At 32.2% G+C, this 17,562-nt stretch carries 16 protein-coding genes and 1 tRNA gene; 13 read left to right on the top strand and 4 right to left on the bottom strand.

Going from position 1 to position 17,562, the window contains the following annotated elements; all coding sequences use genetic code 11:
• Positions 1 to 37: 37 nt before the first annotated feature.
• Together PHI38_RS05500 and PHI38_RS05495 are read left to right on the top strand one after the other, a co-directional pair.
• Positions 38 to 122 (top strand) — tRNA-Leu (locus PHI38_RS05500).
• 412 nt (positions 123 to 534) lie between these two features.
• Entirely contained in the window at positions 535 to 1,641 is a 1,107-nt protein-coding gene (locus PHI38_RS05495; protein ID WP_299853650.1) for a replication initiation protein, read from the top strand.
• Here the strand turns inward: PHI38_RS05495 and PHI38_RS05490 are convergent, their stop codons facing one another.
• The 4 genes from PHI38_RS05490 to PHI38_RS05475 form a co-directional block, all read right to left on the bottom strand.
• Positions 1,642 to 2,694, bottom strand: coding sequence for a HipA domain-containing protein (locus tag PHI38_RS05490; protein ID WP_299853648.1), 1,053 nt, complete (start codon positions 2,692 to 2,694; stop codon positions 1,642 to 1,644).
• Positions 2,691 to 3,017, bottom strand: coding sequence for a HipA N-terminal domain-containing protein (locus PHI38_RS05485; protein WP_299853646.1), 327 nt, complete (start codon positions 3,015 to 3,017; stop codon positions 2,691 to 2,693). Before PHI38_RS05485 ends, PHI38_RS05490 begins: the two co-directional genes overlap by 4 nt.
• A gap of 3 nt (positions 3,018 to 3,020) precedes the next feature.
• Positions 3,021 to 3,236, bottom strand: a complete 216-nt coding sequence (locus tag PHI38_RS05480; RefSeq protein ID WP_299853644.1) for a helix-turn-helix domain-containing protein — start codon at positions 3,234 to 3,236, stop codon at positions 3,021 to 3,023.
• Positions 3,237 to 3,545: 309 nt separating this feature from the next.
• Positions 3,546 to 3,800, bottom strand: a complete 255-nt coding sequence (locus tag PHI38_RS05475; protein WP_299853642.1) for a hypothetical protein — start codon at positions 3,798 to 3,800, stop codon at positions 3,546 to 3,548.
• Between the two features lie 440 nt (positions 3,801 to 4,240).
• On the opposite strand from PHI38_RS05475, the gene PHI38_RS05470 reads away from it, so the two are divergent.
• From PHI38_RS05470 to PHI38_RS05420, 11 genes are all read left to right on the top strand, one after another.
• On the top strand, positions 4,241 to 5,761 hold the full coding sequence (locus tag PHI38_RS05470) for a class I SAM-dependent DNA methyltransferase (protein WP_299853641.1): 1,521 nt from the start codon (positions 4,241 to 4,243) through the stop codon (positions 5,759 to 5,761).
• The gene (locus PHI38_RS05465; RefSeq protein ID WP_299853639.1) at positions 5,758 to 7,185 is read left to right on the top strand and encodes an RNA-binding domain-containing protein; all 1,428 of its coding nucleotides are present in this window, start codon (positions 5,758 to 5,760) and stop codon (positions 7,183 to 7,185) included. Before PHI38_RS05470 ends, PHI38_RS05465 begins: the two co-directional genes overlap by 4 nt.
• A 147-nt stretch (positions 7,186 to 7,332) precedes the next feature.
• Positions 7,333 to 8,511 carry a restriction endonuclease subunit S gene (locus PHI38_RS05460; protein WP_299853636.1) on the top strand — a complete coding sequence of 393 codons (1,179 nt, stop codon included), beginning with the start codon at positions 7,333 to 7,335 and terminating at the stop codon, positions 8,509 to 8,511.
• Complete coding sequence (locus PHI38_RS05455; protein WP_299853634.1) at positions 8,508 to 9,680, top strand: dsDNA nuclease domain-containing protein; 1,173 nt, start codon at positions 8,508 to 8,510, stop codon at positions 9,678 to 9,680. The genes PHI38_RS05460 and PHI38_RS05455 overlap by 4 nt, the downstream gene beginning before the upstream one ends.
• Positions 9,670 to 10,128 (top strand): three component ABC system middle component, encoded by a 459-nt coding sequence (locus PHI38_RS05450; RefSeq protein ID WP_299853632.1) that lies wholly within the window; start codon positions 9,670 to 9,672, stop codon positions 10,126 to 10,128. Before PHI38_RS05455 ends, PHI38_RS05450 begins: the two co-directional genes overlap by 11 nt.
• Positions 10,125 to 11,987, top strand: coding sequence for a DUF3732 domain-containing protein (locus PHI38_RS05445; RefSeq protein ID WP_299853630.1), 1,863 nt, complete (start codon positions 10,125 to 10,127; stop codon positions 11,985 to 11,987). The genes PHI38_RS05450 and PHI38_RS05445 overlap by 4 nt, the downstream gene beginning before the upstream one ends.
• Complete coding sequence (locus PHI38_RS05440) at positions 11,984 to 12,946, top strand: Fic family protein (RefSeq protein WP_299853628.1); 963 nt, start codon at positions 11,984 to 11,986, stop codon at positions 12,944 to 12,946. The genes PHI38_RS05445 and PHI38_RS05440 overlap by 4 nt, the downstream gene beginning before the upstream one ends.
• On the top strand, positions 12,943 to 16,062 hold the full coding sequence (locus PHI38_RS05435; protein WP_299853626.1) for a type I restriction endonuclease subunit R: 3,120 nt from the start codon (positions 12,943 to 12,945) through the stop codon (positions 16,060 to 16,062). The genes PHI38_RS05440 and PHI38_RS05435 overlap by 4 nt, the downstream gene beginning before the upstream one ends.
• Positions 16,063 to 16,278: 216 nt before the next feature.
• Positions 16,279 to 16,515, top strand: coding sequence for a hypothetical protein (locus PHI38_RS05430; RefSeq protein ID WP_299853624.1), 237 nt, complete (start codon positions 16,279 to 16,281; stop codon positions 16,513 to 16,515).
• Positions 16,516 to 16,519: 4 nt separating this feature from the next.
• Entirely contained in the window at positions 16,520 to 17,026 is a 507-nt protein-coding gene (locus PHI38_RS05425) for a hypothetical protein (RefSeq protein ID WP_299853622.1), read from the top strand.
• Positions 17,016 to 17,402: a hypothetical protein gene (locus PHI38_RS05420; RefSeq protein ID WP_299853620.1), complete on the top strand. Its 387-nt coding sequence runs from the start codon at positions 17,016 to 17,018 to the stop codon at positions 17,400 to 17,402. The genes PHI38_RS05425 and PHI38_RS05420 overlap by 11 nt, the downstream gene beginning before the upstream one ends.
• Positions 17,403 to 17,562: the final 160 nt, after the last annotated feature.

Below are 17,562 nucleotides of genomic sequence, written 5' to 3'. Positions count from 1 at the left end.
ACCACTTGTCTGAAGAGACGTTAAACACTTCTACTATGCGGATGTGGTGAAATTGGTAGACACGCCAGACTTAGGATCTGGTGCCTCACGGTGTGGAGGTTCGAGTCCTCTCATCCGCACCACCTACAATAAAAAATCTCTTCAAACATCGTAAATACCGAACTAAACTAACTGTTTTAAGTTTACAAAAAAATCACTTTTGTCACCCATTAGTCACCAGTCGTACAAAATCATCAGATTTTTAGTCAAAAAATTGTCTAAAATCATCTTTCTCTTAAGTTTTAAAATCAAATTATTGTAATTTCATATCATCATTAAATTTCATGTACTTTCAATTATCATCAACTGCAATCAAATTTTGACTTAGGTTAAAAATTTCGAGAAATATTATACTTTCTTCATGCAAATTACTGTGTGCAGGGAGCCAAAACTTGCTTTTAAAGGGCTCGATTGAGTCCTTGCACAGAGTAATTTAAAAAGCTTTAGTTTTGGCTCTCTTTAGCTTTTTGCTCTCAGATAAATTGCTAAATGGAAATGCAAAAATTTCAACAGTATACCGAATTACATAAAACACTAAAGCGCTTTAACAAAATCAGGCTTTTCAACAACTACGGGTATATGAATATTTTACCAGTTAAATATCTCAAAAAGAATCCTGAAAAATATACTCAGATACAGCTAAATACTGACACACACTTCAACGCTATCATCATGGATATCGATGATGAAGATCTTCTTACAGAATGGAATGCTATAGGCTTACCAACACCAACCATTCAAACACTCAATAAAAACAACAATAAAGCCCATCTCCTCTGGTTGCTCAATACTCCAGTTTCAAAAAAAAATAAAAAAGCTGTTACGTACTATAAAGCTATTGTGGATAGCATTAAACAACTTATAGGTGCAGATTTAGCCTATCAAAATCATCAAACGAAAAACTTTTTAAATACACAAATGTATAGAGTCACATACAACGATCTTGCTTACGATCTAGGAGACTTTAAAAATTTTATTATTAAACAAGAGCAGTACAAGGCTGCTATAGAAGTATCAGAGTTAAAAAGCACTGGTAGTAGACACATAGACCTGTTCAATCAACTTCGATTTTATGGATACAAAATAGCGAAGCATAAAGATTTAAAAGAGAAGCTAGAGGCACGTGCAGAGCTGATAAATGAGCAATTTAATGAGCCCATAAAACCTAAATCTATCATTAGGTCAGTCTTGAGGTTTTGTGAAGAAAACAAGCATAATTTTAAATCGGCAAAGAAGTATAAAACAGGAACCATGGGGTTTAAAAGGATTGATAACTTATCTCATTCTGAGTATGTAAAAGAGGTCGCAAGACGACAAAAAAAGTCTCAACTTCGTACCAAAGATATAAAAAGAATAAGAACAGCTTCGAAGATAAAAGTTGCTGTAAAAGTGTTATTACGAAAAAAAATCAAACTTACTTATCACAATATTTCCAAACAAGCAAAAATATCTCTAAGCACAGCAAAAAGATACTCAAAAATAATCAAGATTCTGACAAAAAAATCTGATGGTGTCATTGGCTCTATAAGGGTAATAGTACTTGGAGCTGAGGGACGAAGCACAAATCCTTTAAAGTACTGTTTTAAAATAAATAGTGGATAATTATAGACTTAACCCATTAACAAGAATACTTTCCTTTTTAAATTTGTAACTGTCTATATAATAAAGCAGAGACTTTTTGAGTCTTTGTTCGTAAGATCTTATATATGCTTCTTTAGCTTCGTCGCTCAAATATGAATGGCTGACAAGTTCGTACACTTCAGGTTCAATGTTCATGATATCTTTAAATATTTTGACTAAACGCTTGTTCGGTATATTAAGCATCTTTCCAAATACTTCAAAATCTTCAAGTGTATAATATCCCATAGCACCATAAGCAGTAGTTTCATACTCGCTAAAGAGCTCAAGTGCCGTAATGGCAGGTTCATCTTTTAAATGGTACGAGGTAAATAGTAGATCGTAATTGGGAGAGAGTATATAATCATCTCTATTTGGATAGCGTAACAGTGAAAAGTTCTTTAGGTGGGCATCACCATTAGAGATCAGATAGTTAAGTATGATTCTTTTGTAAAACTCTTCAATAGCAGGAACAGAAGCGGAAACATATTTTTTGATCCCCTCTGCTATATCTTCATAGCTGCTTTCATACTTATAGTTTTTATCTTGTAGTTCTTCCGTATATCCAAGTATTGAGGCAAAGTCTTCCTGTTCAGCTTTTTTTACGATACCTTCGATTTTTTGATAATCAAATCGTTTAGTTAAATAGGCAAGTTCACCGTCTTTAAACTCTACTAAGCAGTTCTCGGCAGTATTTAGTTTAAAAATTTGTTTTGAGATCTGCATACTTATATGCTCATTTGCCGGCATATCGCCTAATTTGCTTGCCACATCATGACTTCTTGGCACAGGCTTGAGTATATATCTACCATTGGCTTTTGCCGGCTCAAGGATATTGTTGTCTGAAAACTTCAACGATATCTTATCTTGAACACCAGATATCGACATCCTATCGGTGTTTTGTGCTCTGAATGTATAAAACTCTTCTTTATCAAAACTCAAAGGTTTTATATCAATATTATCAAATATATTTTTTTTACATGTAGGGCAGTACTGCGATTTTGAACTGATCTCTTTTAGACAGCCATAACATCTCATAATTCTACCTCTTTAATTTTTATAGAACCTATAGTATCAGCGTACGCGGTTTTAATAAGCCTTGTAAAATGATCATCTTCATCAATCTTCAAAGTATGGCACTGTGTCTTTTTTATCCCGCCTTCACTGAGCATATTAAAAAAGAAGGGAAAAAGATATGAAGATGTAAAAGGATCTCTTTGTAATGGAAATGCTATAGCTATATTTTTTGCATCATCTCTTTGAAGATAATTTGCATCATAAATAAATGTGTAAGTGCCGTTATCCTCTTTCGTAAGAAGTCCGGCTAAAATATCGTTGCGAAATACTTGAGCCTGTTGCATCTATTAGACCTTTTTTACTTTGAGCTCTAATTCTAGTCCCAATATATTGAGAATATCGAGGAACTTTTCTATTGTAAAGTTGGCTTTGCCCTGCTCTATATTTGAAAGACTCGCAGGCGATATATCAAGATAGTCAAGTATTGTTTCCTGTTTCATGTTAAGCTCTTCACGTCTTTTTTTTATCAGGTTGCCAATATCTTTCTTTATTTGCTCATGCATATCTATGTTCCATTTATAATTTATTGTAAATATCATTAAGATTATAACACTATTAGCATATTTGTACAACATATTTATAATATATTGTAAGTTTATAATGCATTGAAAAGTTCAACACTTAAAATTTAATAAGAAAAAATTTCATAAGGGAATTTCTAAAAATTTAAAGCAAAGAGCATTTGACACGGAATTCTAGATGGTTTCTTTTTGAGTGTTGTTTGTTTAAAATAAAGTTTCTCACTCTCTACTTACTCTGGAATTGTAGTAAAGAGGAGAGTTTGTGTGAGGCATTAGGATGAAGCTTGTTATTTAAAAGCGAAGATTACCTGAAATTATTAGATCTTCGATAATTTCACGATAAAACATAGGCGAGCCACCAATTTTACAATAATGGATTTCTTCCATGAGCACTCCTTTTTGCATTTTGCCATTTATCCAACCAGAGTTGGTACTTTTACCAAAATATGCAGCTAGTTCTTCTTTTGTAAGTAGTCTTTTTGTATCCAATGATGCAACAATAATTCTTCTTACATGTTTTTGTGCTCGCCTTTGTTTACGATTCATTTTGAATCTTCATAACAAAGTCACGATGTAAAGTTTTATAAGTGATCAATTCATAAAACAAAACAAAGTGCTGAGATTTCCGTAAAAATCTAATTATTTCATTTGTAGAATTTACTTATAATAATTCTTACTTTTCATTTTATTTTGTATTACTTTATCTAAATCATAATCAATATGATTCAGTTTGATAACGTTATCAATACTTGTCAAGCACTCAAAGAACAATGGATGTTTTAAGTTTTAGACTCGATATTTTTGTTGTGCCTTTTCCAGTAAAGGCTTTTTTCCTGTTTACGTTTCTAACAGCCTCAGGTTTAGAAAGTATTTGTATCAAGTTCATCCTGATTAAATTTTATAATATAAATGTAAATGAACGCATATGTCATCAAGTTTCGCTAAAATAAAAAGAAATAAATTTTAATTATAAGAGTATATGGAAAATGGCAAAAGCAAAACAACAAGAAGAATCATTAGAGACAGCACTTTGGAAGAGTGCTGATAAACTTAGAAAAAACATCGATGCCGCAGAGTACAAACATGTTGTACTTGGACTTGTGTTTCTAAAATATATTTCTGATAGTTTTTTAGAACTTTACAACTCTTTACTCTCGCAAATTAATGATGGAGCAGACCCGGAAGATAAAGATGAGTACAAAGCAGAAAATATCTTCTTTGTACCACTAACTGCTAGATGGAGCTACCTACAAGACAATGCAAAGCTGCCAAATATTGGAAAGCTTGTCGATGAAGCTATGGATGAAATTGAGAGAGAAAATCCATCTTTAAAAGGAGTTTTGCCAAAAGTATATGCAAGAGACAACTTAGATGCAAAAGCTCTTGGAGGACTCATAGACTTAATCGGAAATATCGCTTTAGGTGACGCAAAAGCAAGAAGTGCCGATGTGCTTGGGCATGTATTTGAGTATTTCTTAGGTGAGTTCGCACTTGCTGAGGGTAAACAAGGCGGTCAGTTCTATACTCCAAAAAGTGTAGTTGAACTTCTTGTAAAGATGTTAGAGCCTTACAAAGCAAGAGTTTTTGATCCATGTTGTGGAAGCGGTGGAATGTTTGTACAAAGTGAAAAGTTTGTAGTAGAACATCAAGGAAAGATAAACGACATCTCCATCTATGGACAAGAGTCAAACCAAACTACTTGGCGACTAGCAAAGATGAACTTAGCCATCAGAGGTATTGATAGTTCACAAGTAAAATGGAATAATGAAGGCTCTTTTTTAAACGATGCTCACAAAGACCTCAAAGCAGACTTCATCATTGCAAATCCGCCTTTCAATGTAAGTGATTGGAGCGGAGACCTCTTAAGAAACGATGGAAGATGGAAATATGGAACTCCACCACAAGGAAATGCCAACTATGCTTGGATACAACACTTTTTATATCATCTCGCACCTACTGGAACTGCAGGATTTGTCCTAGCAAAAGGAAGCCTTACATCTAACACAAGCGGTGAGGGAGACATAAGAAAAGCTCTCATTGAAGCTAATTTGGTTGATTGTGTAGTAAATCTTCCTGCTAAACTGTTTTTAAATACTCAAATTCCAGCATCATTATGGTTTATGAAAAGAGGCAGAACGACTCAAGATATACTTTTCATAGATGCTAGAAACTTAGGGCATTTGATAAACCGAAGAACAAAAGAGTTAAGCGATGATGATACAAATAAAATCGCCCAAACTTACCACGAATGGAAAGTACAAAGTGCAAACTATGAAGATATAAAAGGGTTTTGTAAAAGTGCAAGCCTTCAAGAGGTGCGAGACTTAAACTATGTCTTAACTCCTGGGCGATATGTAGGACTAGAAGAGAGCGAAGATGAGTTTGATTTCAAAGAGAGATTTACCACACTTCAAAATGAACTTATGGAGCAAATGAACGAAGAAAAAGCACTAAACGATAGAATACTCTCAAACCTAGCCAAAATAGATATGGAAGCTATCAAATGACTCTACAAGAGCTTATAAAAGAAGGTGAAAGCAAAACCCTAGAGTTTAAAGAGACATTGCCAAAAAACGACTCTATAGCCAAAACTGTAATCGCTTTTTCAAATACAAGCGGTGGAAAGCTGATAGTTGGTATAAATGACCAAAGAGAAGTAGTAGGCATAGATGATAAAGAGATTTTCGAGCTTCAAGACCGTATAGCCTCAATCATCTCTGATAGTTGCCATCCAAATATTTTGCCCCATATTTACACACTCAATATCCATGGGAAAATAGTTTTGGTCATAGAGGTTTCAAGGGGAAATCTGCTTCCCTATTATTTGAAAAATCATGGAAAAGATGGCGGAGTATATGTTCGTCTAGGTGCTACAAATAGACAAGCAAGTGTTGAGATGATACAAGAGCTTGAGAGACAAAGAGTGCATCAAAGTTTCGATGAGCAAATAGCTTGGGATACACAGCTTGACTCACTAGACCTTAGAGCACTTCAAAATGCTTTTAGTAAAATTGGCAAAACTCTTGACCATGCCAAACTACTAAGCCTAAAACTTATCAAACAAGAACAAGGTACATACCATCCGACACACGGACTGCTGATACTGCTTGGGCTTTATGAGCATGTAGAGATAAAATGTGCAAGATTCAAGGGTACTACGATGGCGGTTTTTCTTGACAAAAAAGAATACACAGGGGATCTGTTTACTCAGCTTGAACATACAGAACTTTTTATTAAAAACCATCTACACCTAAAAGCTGAAATCTTAGGACTCCAAAGAACAGAAACCTATGAGATACCAATCCCAGCCATAAGAGAAGCATTAGTAAACGCCATAGTGCACAGAGATTACAGCAACTTCGGACGAGATATAAAAGTGGGCATCTATGATGACATACTAAACATCGTATCACCTGGAGGCTTACCAAACGGTGTAACGATAGATGAAGTGCTTTTAGGTCGCTCAGAGATACGAAACAAAGTAGTAGCAAGGGTATTTAAAGAGCTTGGCTACATAGAGCAATGGGGAAGCGGGCTATCTCGTATGAATGAGCTATGCCGTGAAGCTCATATACAAGAACCAAAAACAAAAGAGTCGGGAGATTTTTTTGATATAGAATTTGTGCGACCGCAAATGGTAAAAACGGAGGGAAAAGTATCGGATACGGACGATTCTGGAGCTAATTCGACCGATTACGACCGATTACGACCGATTGTGTGTGATTACGACCAATTACAAATAGAAGAGAAAAAGATTTTAAACTATATTCTTGATAATGGAAAAATCACAAAAAAAGAGGCACTAAACCTCACAGGATATGGAGAAACAAAAACAAAAGAGATACTTGGCGCCCTAGTAGATAAAAATATCATAGTAAGAGATGGACAAGGTAGAAGCACATATTATAAATTTATAGAGAGTGCAAAATGAAAAAATCTTCTGTAGTGCTTTCGTCATTTTGTTTTAAAGATAGCTTAATAGATAGTCTAAAATCCTTATATTATAGGCTTTGTAGTTATAAGACTTCTGTATCGTTTATGTCAAAGAGTGCAAAAAATAGTTCAAAGGCGGTGGGTGATGAGTAGTTGGAGAGAGTGTAAGTTAGGGGATGTTGCAGCAAGAATGACTTCAGGAGGAACCCCATCAACTTCAAAATCAGAATATTATGATGGAAATATTCCTTGGCTCAATACGAAAGAAATTAAAAATTGTCGAATTTTTCAAACAGAAAAAGCAATTACTGAATTAGGATTACAAAATTCATCTGCAAAATGGATTGATGAAAATTCTGTAATTGTTGCTATGTATGGTGCAACAGCTGGAAAAGTTGCAATAAATAAAATACCTTTAAGCACAAATCAAGCATGTTGTAACATCACTTTAAATACTACACAAGCAGACTACAATTTTATATATTATCTTTTATTGAATAGCTTTGATAGATTAGATAATATGACATCAGGTGCGGCTCAACAAAATTTAAATGTCGGGTTAATCTCAAATTTTGATATTGCCCTTCCACCTCTTGAAGAACAAAAAGCAATAGCAGAAGTATTAAGTAGCCTTGATGATAAGATAGACCTTCTCCATCGCCAAAACCAAACCCTAGAATCCCTCGCCCAAACTTTTTTTAGACAATGGTTTATCGAAGAAGCAAAAGAGGAGTGGGAAGTTGTAACTCTCAGTGATTTAGGTAAAGTGGTTACAGGTAAAACACCTAGTACAAGTAATGAAGATTTTTGGGGTGAAGATGTTCTTTTTATAACTCCAACGGATTTTAAAAATTATAATAAATATGCTTTTTATTCTGATAGAAAATTATCAACCATTGGAAAAGATAAAGTAAAAAATTGTGTATTACCAAAAAACTCAATATTAGTAACTTGCATAGGTTCAGATATGGGTAAAGTTGTAATTACTAAAAATGAATGTGTAACAAATCAACAAATCAACTCATTAGTTTTATCAAATGATAATTTACTAAATGAATATGTATTTCAATATTTAAAAAGTATTTATCCATTACTTCGTGCTATTGCATTAGGTGGAACAACTATGCCAATAATAAATAAAACAGATTTTGAAAACATTGAAATACTTTTACCAACAGATGAAGTTTTAGAAAAATTTCAAAGCATTACATTATCTTCTAATCAAAAGATAATAGAAAATACAAAACAAATTCAAACACTTGAAAATTTGCGAGATACACTCTTGCCAAAGCTTTTGAGTGGGGAAGTGAGGGTGGAAATATGAGTAGCACCAGGGCAGATGATAAGATATTAGGATTTGAATATCAGTTTTATTATTATTTACTAGAAATGTTAAAATTAAATGCCGATGAAAAGGTAGGCTTTGAAGTGAAAGATGATGTTCATATAGAAGATAATAAAACACTTTCTCTCATACAGTTGAAACATACTAGACAAACTAATCAATATGGTAACCCTAAAAATCTAACAACATCTGATATTGATTTATGGAAGACATTATCAAATTGGGTTGATGTAATTAATCTAGAAGTAGATAAAAGTAATTTTATAACTAACACTAACTTTGTATTTATAACGAATAAAGCTGAAAGTGAAAAACATTTATTTTTAAACGCATTAAAAGACTTGAAAGATAATCAAGATATTGTAAGTTTTAGAAATAAAATATCTGATTATATTAATAGTTTAGAGGCTGATAATACCAATAAAGATTATATAGAGAATTTAATAACTTTAGAAAATCTCTTACTTAAGACTTTTGTTTTAAAAATAGAATTTATTTTTGACCTCAATGATATTATTGGAGTAGTTAAACAAGAAATACAATTTGGAAGAAGTATTAAGATAGGTCGAGTCAGTAAAGTTTTCCATGAATTAACAGGATTGTATAAGGAAAAGTTTTTTGAGATTGTAAAAGATAAAAAAGACTTTGAAATAACAAGAGATAAATTTTATACAGATACCTTGATGATTTTTCAAAATGCTAAAAGTGAAAGGTTGCCATTCGTAACAAACATTGAAAAAAAGAATAATGAAAGTATTTTAAATCATACTTTTGCAAAGCAATTACTAGACATAGGATTCGATAAAGAGAAGGTCTTTGATGCTGACTATTATAAATTAGCCATAGAAACTAATTTAAATACATTTTTGCAAGATGGAGAAATTAGTGAAAATGACAAAAATTTATTGGACACTAATTCTATAACTAGTTGGGATGAAGAGTTTCAAGATATTTATTTAGAAGATACGAATCGAAATGATTTAAATGCTAAGAAGTTATATTTAAATGTTTTAAAAAAAGATTTAGATTTGGCTGGACAGAAAATTGAATGGAAAGAAGCTACAAAAGGACAATTTATAAAAATGTCTGATATTTCAAAAATTGGTTGGAAATATACGTGGAAAGAAGAATATTCAGATGAAATTTGAAACATACAATAATATAGGTTTTTCATTAATGTCTTTTCTATCAATTATAAAAAACATGAATAGTTTAGAATATTCAAAATCTTTATTGATTCTACCACTAGTATTACATGATCCATTAGTAAAATATTTAAAAGATGGTAGAGTAGTAATAAAAGGAATAGAGGACTTAATATTATCAAAAGTGGAGTATTTTTTAAATTATAATGAAAGATATTTTAACTATTTACCTCTTTCTTTAAATACAATTATTTTTGCTAAAAAAATGGGATATATTGAGGTTAACAACAATCAAATCATACCTATTAAAGAAGAAATAGAAAACATAAACTTTAATTCTAAAGAATTAGGAAATAGATTAAATGATGTTTATAAAGCATCTAATAATATTGTAAAAATTTTAGAAGAAGATATTAATGAATTGTATTTTAAATTTAGGATTGAAATATGAAATTTTATATAAAAAAAATACTTTTATGGCTTGATAATGGTTATAAACGTGAATTAGGAGAATTTGAGAATAATAAAGTAAATATTATTACAGGTGATCCTTCAAAAGGTAAATCTTCAATTCTAGAAATTCTGGACTACTGTTTTTTATCAAGTGAAAATACAGTTGTTCAAGGTGATGATTATATAGATAGAGTAGAATGGTTTGGTATTAATTTTTGCATTAATAATAAAACATTAACTATAGCAAGACATAGCTCAAAAATAAATGATTATTATTTTTCTTCATCAGGTGATATCCCTGATAACTTATATCCAAATGCAAAAGAAGAAAATATTAAAAATGTACTACATACTGAATTTTCAATTAATGATAATGTAAAATTCCCATTTGGTGGGAAAAAAATACAAAAAAATACAAAAATATCACACCGATATTTTATGCTTTTTAATACTCAAACAAGAGATGTTCTATCTCATAATAAAGTTTTATTTGATAAACAAACAGATTTAAAATATCAAGAAGCATTGATTAGAATTTTAGATATAGCTTTAGGTGTAACAAACATTGACAACATGATAAAAAATGAAAAGCTAAAAGAGTTAGAAAATAAAAAAGATAGAATTGAAAGTAAAATTGATTTTCTAAAAACAAAAAAAGATAATTTTGAGGAAGAAAAAACAGAATTTGTTAATAGGGCAAAAGCATTAAATTTAATTGATAATAATCTTACTGTTGATGATGCGATGATAGAATTATCAAATATAATAAAAGATATTAATAACTTAGAAACTATAGATAATTCTTCCAAAATCGCAATCCTAGAAAAGAGAAAACTGGAACTTAGATTAAAGCTATCTAAATATAATAAATATAAAAATCAATATGAAAAGTATAAAAAAAGTTTAAAAAAAGATATTGATAGTTTAAAACCAATTGCATATTTAAATTTGAAAATGGATGAACTATTACAGGTTAACGGTCTTAAAAATATAATTGAATCAATAGAAAAAGAGTTAATTAGTATTAAAGATTTTATCTCAAACAAAGACTTACCTGCAATTAGAGAGCTTGACTCAGAAATTGAAGAAATAAATACTGACTTAGTTAGTGTAGAGAGTGATATAAAAAATTTATCAAGTAGTGAAATAGAATTAGATAAATTGAAAAACAAACAACTCATGTTTTTGGGTGAGTTAAAAAGTGCATTGAAAATATATAATACAAAAATTGAAAATACAGATTATAGTAAAGATTTAAAAGAACTTGATAATCAAATTAAAAACCTAAAGAAAGAAGTAATTACAATTGATAGAAGTGATACTTTAGATACATTAAGTGAATATATGCAAAGTATTTTTAAAGATGTAAAATTTAATTTAAGAGGTTATAGTGGGTATAAACCAATTTTTGATTTTAAAGATAGATTAATTAAACTAAAAAATGTTGATAAAGTTATTGATATTGATGATGATAGTGAAACTATAAAGAATATTGGGAGTTCTTCTAATCATTTATTTCTACACTTAGCATTTTTTACAGCATTACATAGATTATTTATTAAAAAACTTGAACCATCTAAGTTTATACCTCAATTTTTAATTCTAGATCAACCTGATAGTCCGTTTTATGAAACAGCTTCTGATTCAAGTGAAGAAAAAGAATTGTTTATGAAATCTTTAAATATTTTAGATAATCATATTGAATATTTTAAAAATGAATTAAAAGAGGATTTTCAAATAATTGTTTTGGAACATATAGAATGGAAAGAAATAGAGAATGAGGGATTTAAACACTACAAATTGATTGAAGAGTGGAGAGAAGGAAGTGGCCTAATTCCTCCAGAGAAATTATTATGAATAACTACCCACCATACAAAATAACCTCAAAGATATTAAAACTTTCCACTCAAATAAGTGAAGAGCTCACAAAACTTCAATTGACTAATACCATAAAAGTAAATCCAATGCTACGAAAAAAGAACCGTATCAAAACATTGGCAGGTACTTTGGAAATAGAGGGTAACTTTTTAGGTGAGGAAAAAATCACGGCTATTTTGGATGGCAAGAGAGTTTTAGGAACAGTAAAAGAATTAGCAGAAGTTCAAGGAGCTATAAAAGCTTATGAAAAACTTGATAGCTATAGATTTGATGAACTGGGTGACTTACTACTAGCTCATAAAATCTTAATGGATGGGATACTTACAACGGCTGGAAGTTTTAGAAGTGTAAATGTAAAAGTAGCAGAGCATATGGCACCACAGCCAAATATGGTAAATGAACTTATGATAAAGCTTTTTTCATGGCTAAAAAACAGTGATGAGCATATGCTTTTAAAATCTTGTATCTTTCACTATGAGTTTGAGTTTATACATCCATTTAGTGATGGAAATGGAAGAATCGGAAGACTTTGGCAAAGTGTGATTTTAAACAAGTTTAATCCTATCTTTTCACTGCTACCAACTGAAAGTATAGTAAGAGATTATCAAGAAGAATACTATAAAGCAATAGAAGACTCAACTGAGCTTGGAGAGAGTACACCGTTTATTGAATTTATGCTTGAGATGATTTTAAAATCTATTCAAAATATAAAAAATGACAATGTCCCAATAAATGTCCCTAAAAATGACCCAATAAAAAGAGTTGATAAAATCATCGAAATCATTAGAGAAAATAAAGATATAACAATAGCTGAACTTGCAAATCAATTAGATGTAGCAGATAAAACAATCAAAAGAGATATTGCAAAACTAAAAGAACAAAATAGACTTACAAGAGTTGGAAGCCTAAAATCTGGATATTGGGAAGTGCATAAATGACAAAAATTACAGAAAATGAAATAGAACTTTTTGCTCTTACGCTTTTTGAAAAGCTCGGTTACAACTACATCTATGCTCCAGAACTTGAGAGAAACCATGAAGATGTATTGCTCAAAGATAGACTTATAAATGCTGTTGAGAAAATAAATCCATCTTTGCCACAGAGTGCGTTACATGATGCCATAAAACAGTGTGAGCGAATCAAATCAAGCGAACTTTTAAGCGACAATGAAACCTTTCATAAGCTCTTGGTAGAGGGCGTAAAAGTTGATGTACAAAGAGATGGCATCACTCGTGGTGAGATAGTGCATCTAGTAGATTTTGACGATGTGAGTAACAATGACTTTGTCGTGGCAAATCAATTTACTATCATAGAAAATGGACATAACAAACGACCAGATATCATCCTTTTTGTAAATGGCTTACCTTTGGTGGTGATTGAGCTAAAAAATGCAGTTGATGAAAATGCTACGATAAAATCAGCCCATAACCAAATCGGTACTTATAAATCACTCATCCCATCACTTTTTACTTACAATGCTTTTTGTGTGATAAGTGACGGTATAGAGGCAAAAGCAGGGACTATTTCATCTGGACTTAGTCGCTATATGGCATGGAAGACAAGCGATGGAGAGAGTGAAGCTTCAAGGCTCATATCTCAGATAGAAACACTTATAAAAGGTATGTTAAATCCTCTTGTCTTGCTTGACTTGGTGCGAAGTTTTATAGTGTTTGAAAAATCAAAAAAAGAGGACAAAAACGGCATTGTAACTATTGAAACAGTTAAAAAATTAGCAGCGTATCACCAATACTACGCAGTAAATAAAGCAGTCCAAAGAACCTTAATCGCAAGTAGTGAGGGCGGAGATAAAAAAGGTGGAGTTGTTTGGCATACACAAGGAAGCGGAAAATCACTCTCAATGGTCTTTTATACGGGTAAAATTGTACTAGCACTCAATAATCCTACCGTTCTTGTCATCACTGATAGAAATGATTTGGACGATCAGCTTTTTGATACCTTTGCAAGTTGTGGCAATCTGTTAAGACAAGAACCGATGCAAATAGAAGATAGAGAGGATTTAAAACAAAAGCTCAAAGTCGCAAGCGGTGGAGTAATATTTACGACTATTCAAAAGTTTCAGCCTGAGGAGGGAAATGTCTATGATATGCTCTCTGAGCGAAGAAATATAGTAGTAATAGCCGATGAAGCACATCGTACGCAGTATGGATTTAAACCAAAAACTGTAGATGACAAAGATGAACATGGCAATGTCGTAGGAAAAAAAGTAGTGTATGGTTTTGCAAAATATTTAAGAGATGCCCTGCCAAATGCTACTTATCTAGGATTTACGGGAACACCAATTGAGAGTACGGATGTCAACACACCAGCAGTATTTGTGGATTATGTAGATATTTATGATATTTCTCAAGCAGTGGAAGATGGTGCAACGGTAAAAATCTACTATGAAAGCCGACTGGCAAAAATCAATCTAAGCGATGAGGGAAAAGAATTAGTTAAAGAGCTTGACGATAATTTATCTTACGAAGAGATGGATCAAACGCAAAAAGCCAAATCAAAATGGACAAAACTTGAAGCTCTCATTGGAAGCAAGAACAGAATAAAAGAGGTAGCCGCTGATATAGTAGCTCACTTTGAAAATCGCGGGGAAGTGTTTGATGGCAAAGGGATGATTGTCTCTATGAGTAGAAGAATAGCCGTAGAACTTTATAATGAAATCATCGCTTTAAGACCAGCTTGGCATAGTGATGATTTGGATAAAGGTGTTATAAAAGTCATTATGACGGCAAGCAGTTCAGATGGGCCTGAAATGGCAAAACATCATACCTCTAAGCAGCAGCGTCGTGATTTAGCAAATCGTATGAAAGATGTAAATGATGAGCTGCGCCTTGTAATTGTAAGGGATATGTGGCTTACAGGATTTGATGCTCCATCTATGCACACACTTTACATAGATAAGCCTATGAAAGGACATAACCTTATGCAAGCGATTGCAAGGGTAAATAGGGTTTACAAAGATAAACCAGGTGGTCTTGTGGTTGATTATCTAGGAATTGCGAGTGATTTAAAGAGAGCTCTTTCTTTTTATAGTGATAGTGGAGGAAAAGGAGATCCTGCACTTGCTCAAGAGCAAGCAGTAGCACTCATGCTTGAAAAACTCGAAATAGTTTCTCAAATGTATCATGGATTTGCCTACGAACAGTATTTTGAGCTTGATACAAGAGGAAAGCTATCTTTGATAATTGAAGCAGAAGAACATATTTTGGGGCTTGAAGATGGTAAAAAAAGATATATTGAGGAAGTAACGGCACTCTCACAGGCATTTGCTATTGCCATACCTCACGATCAGGCTATGGATGCAAAAGATGAAATCGCATTTTTCCAAGCTGTAAAAGCTAGACTTGTAAAATTTGAAAGTAAAGAAACGAGAAGTGATGAAGAGATAGAAACAACCATACGACAGGTAATCGACCAAGCTCTCGTAACAGAGCAAGTGATAGATATATTTGATGCAAGCGGTATTAAAAAGCCTGATATTTCAATACTTTCAGAAGAATTTTTACTTGAAGTAAAAAATATGAAGCATAAAAATATCGCTCTTGAAGTACTCAAAAAGCTTTTAAATGATGAGATAAAAACAAGATCAAAAACAAATCTTGTGCAAAGTAAGTCTTTGATGGAGATGCTTGAAAACTCTATCAAAAAATACCACAATAAAATTATCACTGCGGTTGAAGTGATAGATGAGCTTATCAATATAAGTAAAGACATAAAATCGATGGATAAAGAGCCAAAAGAGTTAGGACTTACTGATTTTGAGTATGCTTTTTACACGGCAGTTGCAAATAATGAGAGTGCAAAAGAGCTTATGAGTAAAGAGGTGCTGCGGGAGCTTGCCGTGGTGCTTACGCAAAAAGTGCGAGAAAATGCAAGTATCGACTGGACAATAAAAGAGAGTGTACGAGCAAAACTAAAAATTGCAGTAAAAAGAGTGCTTAGACAATTTGGCTATCCACCAGATATGCAGGCTCTTGCTACAGAAACGGTGCTTAAGCAAGCCGAGATGATAGCAGAAGACCTTACAAATACGAAATAATTCACTTGCTGCTTCATAGTTGTTACCTTTAGTAGCAACTGTGAAAATTTCTTTATTTTTGCTTCATTTTACATATGGGTACATATGATTCCAGATAATTACATATAGCTACAAACCTCCTGTATACGCCTATTTTTCGGGCTTTATTTTATTGATTTTATTGTCTATACTTTTCTTTACAAGTAGCTACTAGTAAAATTTTGTAAAGGATAAAGCATGGACAAACAAGAAATAAGGAATTTGATTTACAAAAAATATGGAACTTTTTTGCTCTCTCGACAGCAAACTGCGGAGGTGTTGAATAAGTCAGTCGCGACGATCGACAGATGGAAAAAACAAGGTTTGCATTTAGAGTACAAAAAACTTGGTAAATCAAAAAATGCAACCATTGAGTACCCAATAGATTCTGTGGTTAATTACATACTTAATAATAATCAAAAAATTGTAGAGTAGCAAAATGCAAAATAGTAAACAGCTCAATTTGACAGAATTAGAGGAGAGCTTTGTGTTTTACACAAAGTTTTCCCTGGAAGAAACTCAAAAATTATGTAGGTGGTTTAGAAAACAAAACACTTTTGTTCAAATTGAAATCTTCAAAGAGCAGAGAAATCAATTTTTTAAATATATTGAGCTTATAGATATCAAAGAAATTGTTCCCTTAGTTGCCTTTTACATGGCTATTAAGAACTTTTACAATTTGGAGAATCAGCAAAACTTGAAAAATAAAAGCATGCAACTAAAGAATATTGAAAAAAGTTCTAATCTCTCTATTAAACAATTTCGAAAATCTAAAGTTAAGGTTAAAAGAGACAAGTTGTTGAATCTGTGGTCGGTGATTGAGAGGCTAAGAACTGAGGGATTTAGTTTTCGTGAAATTTCAATATATCTAAAGTCCAAGCATCGATTTAGTGTGTCACACACTTACATTTCATCTGTGTGGAAGGAACTAGAACATGGAAATTGATCATCATAGAATCATGATATATATTTTAATTTTTGTAGTCGCCTTTGCTTTATCGACCATGTTGCTAGGACATATAGCGAGGGCCTTGTTCGATGAGTATTCAAACAAGTTAAATAGGCATATTGATCTATACGAGCGTCACATCAAAGAGGCACTTTCTGTGCACCTTGCTAATTTAGACAAGTCTGCAAACTTTAAAAATAAGATATATCAAGATTTTGAAAAAATCAATGATGAGATCGAAGTATTACATTTCAAATTGCAAGATTTGAACAAGGTTTGTGATAAGAGAGAATCGCTTGAAAGTGAGATTATAAAACTCAAAAAAATAATCGAAAGAAAAGAAAAAAAGGAGAAAAAAGATGACTCAAATTAAGGTTTTAAAATACCCAGTTTCGTTGTACGCTGCCATATTTTGTAAAATCACAGGCAGTAGAATCATGACCAAAGAGGAGGTGGAATGCTTGGAAAAATTTGCAGAAAGTACAGGAATAACTTATTCGAAATTCTTATTTTATAATGCCATTGCAGATTTG

This window comes from Sulfurimonas sp., assembly GCF_028694895.1.
In the GTDB taxonomy this organism is placed as follows: Bacteria; Campylobacterota; Campylobacteria; order Campylobacterales; family Sulfurimonadaceae; genus Sulfurimonas.
This window is presented reverse-complemented; position numbering and strand designations above follow the sequence as displayed.

Excerpts from the sequence above, each read along its gene's own strand:
- PHI38_RS05495 (WP_299853650.1), top strand. The coding sequence starts at position 535 with ATGCAAAAATTTCAACAGTATACCGAATTACATAAAACACTAAAGCGC.
- PHI38_RS05490 (WP_299853648.1), bottom strand. The coding sequence starts at position 2,694 with ATGAGATGTTATGGCTGTCTAAAAGAGATCAGTTCAAAATCGCAGTAC.
- PHI38_RS05485 (WP_299853646.1), bottom strand. The coding sequence starts at position 3,017 with ATGCAACAGGCTCAAGTATTTCGCAACGATATTTTAGCCGGACTTCTT.
- PHI38_RS05480 (WP_299853644.1), bottom strand. The coding sequence starts at position 3,236 with ATGCATGAGCAAATAAAGAAAGATATTGGCAACCTGATAAAAAAAAGA.
- PHI38_RS05475 (WP_299853642.1), bottom strand. The coding sequence starts at position 3,800 with ATGAATCGTAAACAAAGGCGAGCACAAAAACATGTAAGAAGAATTATT.
- PHI38_RS05470 (WP_299853641.1), top strand. The coding sequence starts at position 4,241 with ATGGCAAAAGCAAAACAACAAGAAGAATCATTAGAGACAGCACTTTGG.
- PHI38_RS05465 (WP_299853639.1), top strand. The coding sequence starts at position 5,758 with ATGACTCTACAAGAGCTTATAAAAGAAGGTGAAAGCAAAACCCTAGAG.
- PHI38_RS05460 (WP_299853636.1), top strand. The coding sequence starts at position 7,333 with ATGAGTAGTTGGAGAGAGTGTAAGTTAGGGGATGTTGCAGCAAGAATG.
- PHI38_RS05455 (WP_299853634.1), top strand. The coding sequence starts at position 8,508 with ATGAGTAGCACCAGGGCAGATGATAAGATATTAGGATTTGAATATCAG.
- PHI38_RS05450 (WP_299853632.1), top strand. The coding sequence starts at position 9,670 with ATGAAATTTGAAACATACAATAATATAGGTTTTTCATTAATGTCTTTT.
- PHI38_RS05445 (WP_299853630.1), top strand. The coding sequence starts at position 10,125 with ATGAAATTTTATATAAAAAAAATACTTTTATGGCTTGATAATGGTTAT.
- PHI38_RS05440 (WP_299853628.1), top strand. The coding sequence starts at position 11,984 with ATGAATAACTACCCACCATACAAAATAACCTCAAAGATATTAAAACTT.
- PHI38_RS05435 (WP_299853626.1), top strand. The coding sequence starts at position 12,943 with ATGACAAAAATTACAGAAAATGAAATAGAACTTTTTGCTCTTACGCTT.
- PHI38_RS05430 (WP_299853624.1), top strand. The coding sequence starts at position 16,279 with ATGGACAAACAAGAAATAAGGAATTTGATTTACAAAAAATATGGAACT.
- PHI38_RS05425 (WP_299853622.1), top strand. The coding sequence starts at position 16,520 with ATGCAAAATAGTAAACAGCTCAATTTGACAGAATTAGAGGAGAGCTTT.
- PHI38_RS05420 (WP_299853620.1), top strand. The coding sequence starts at position 17,016 with ATGGAAATTGATCATCATAGAATCATGATATATATTTTAATTTTTGTA.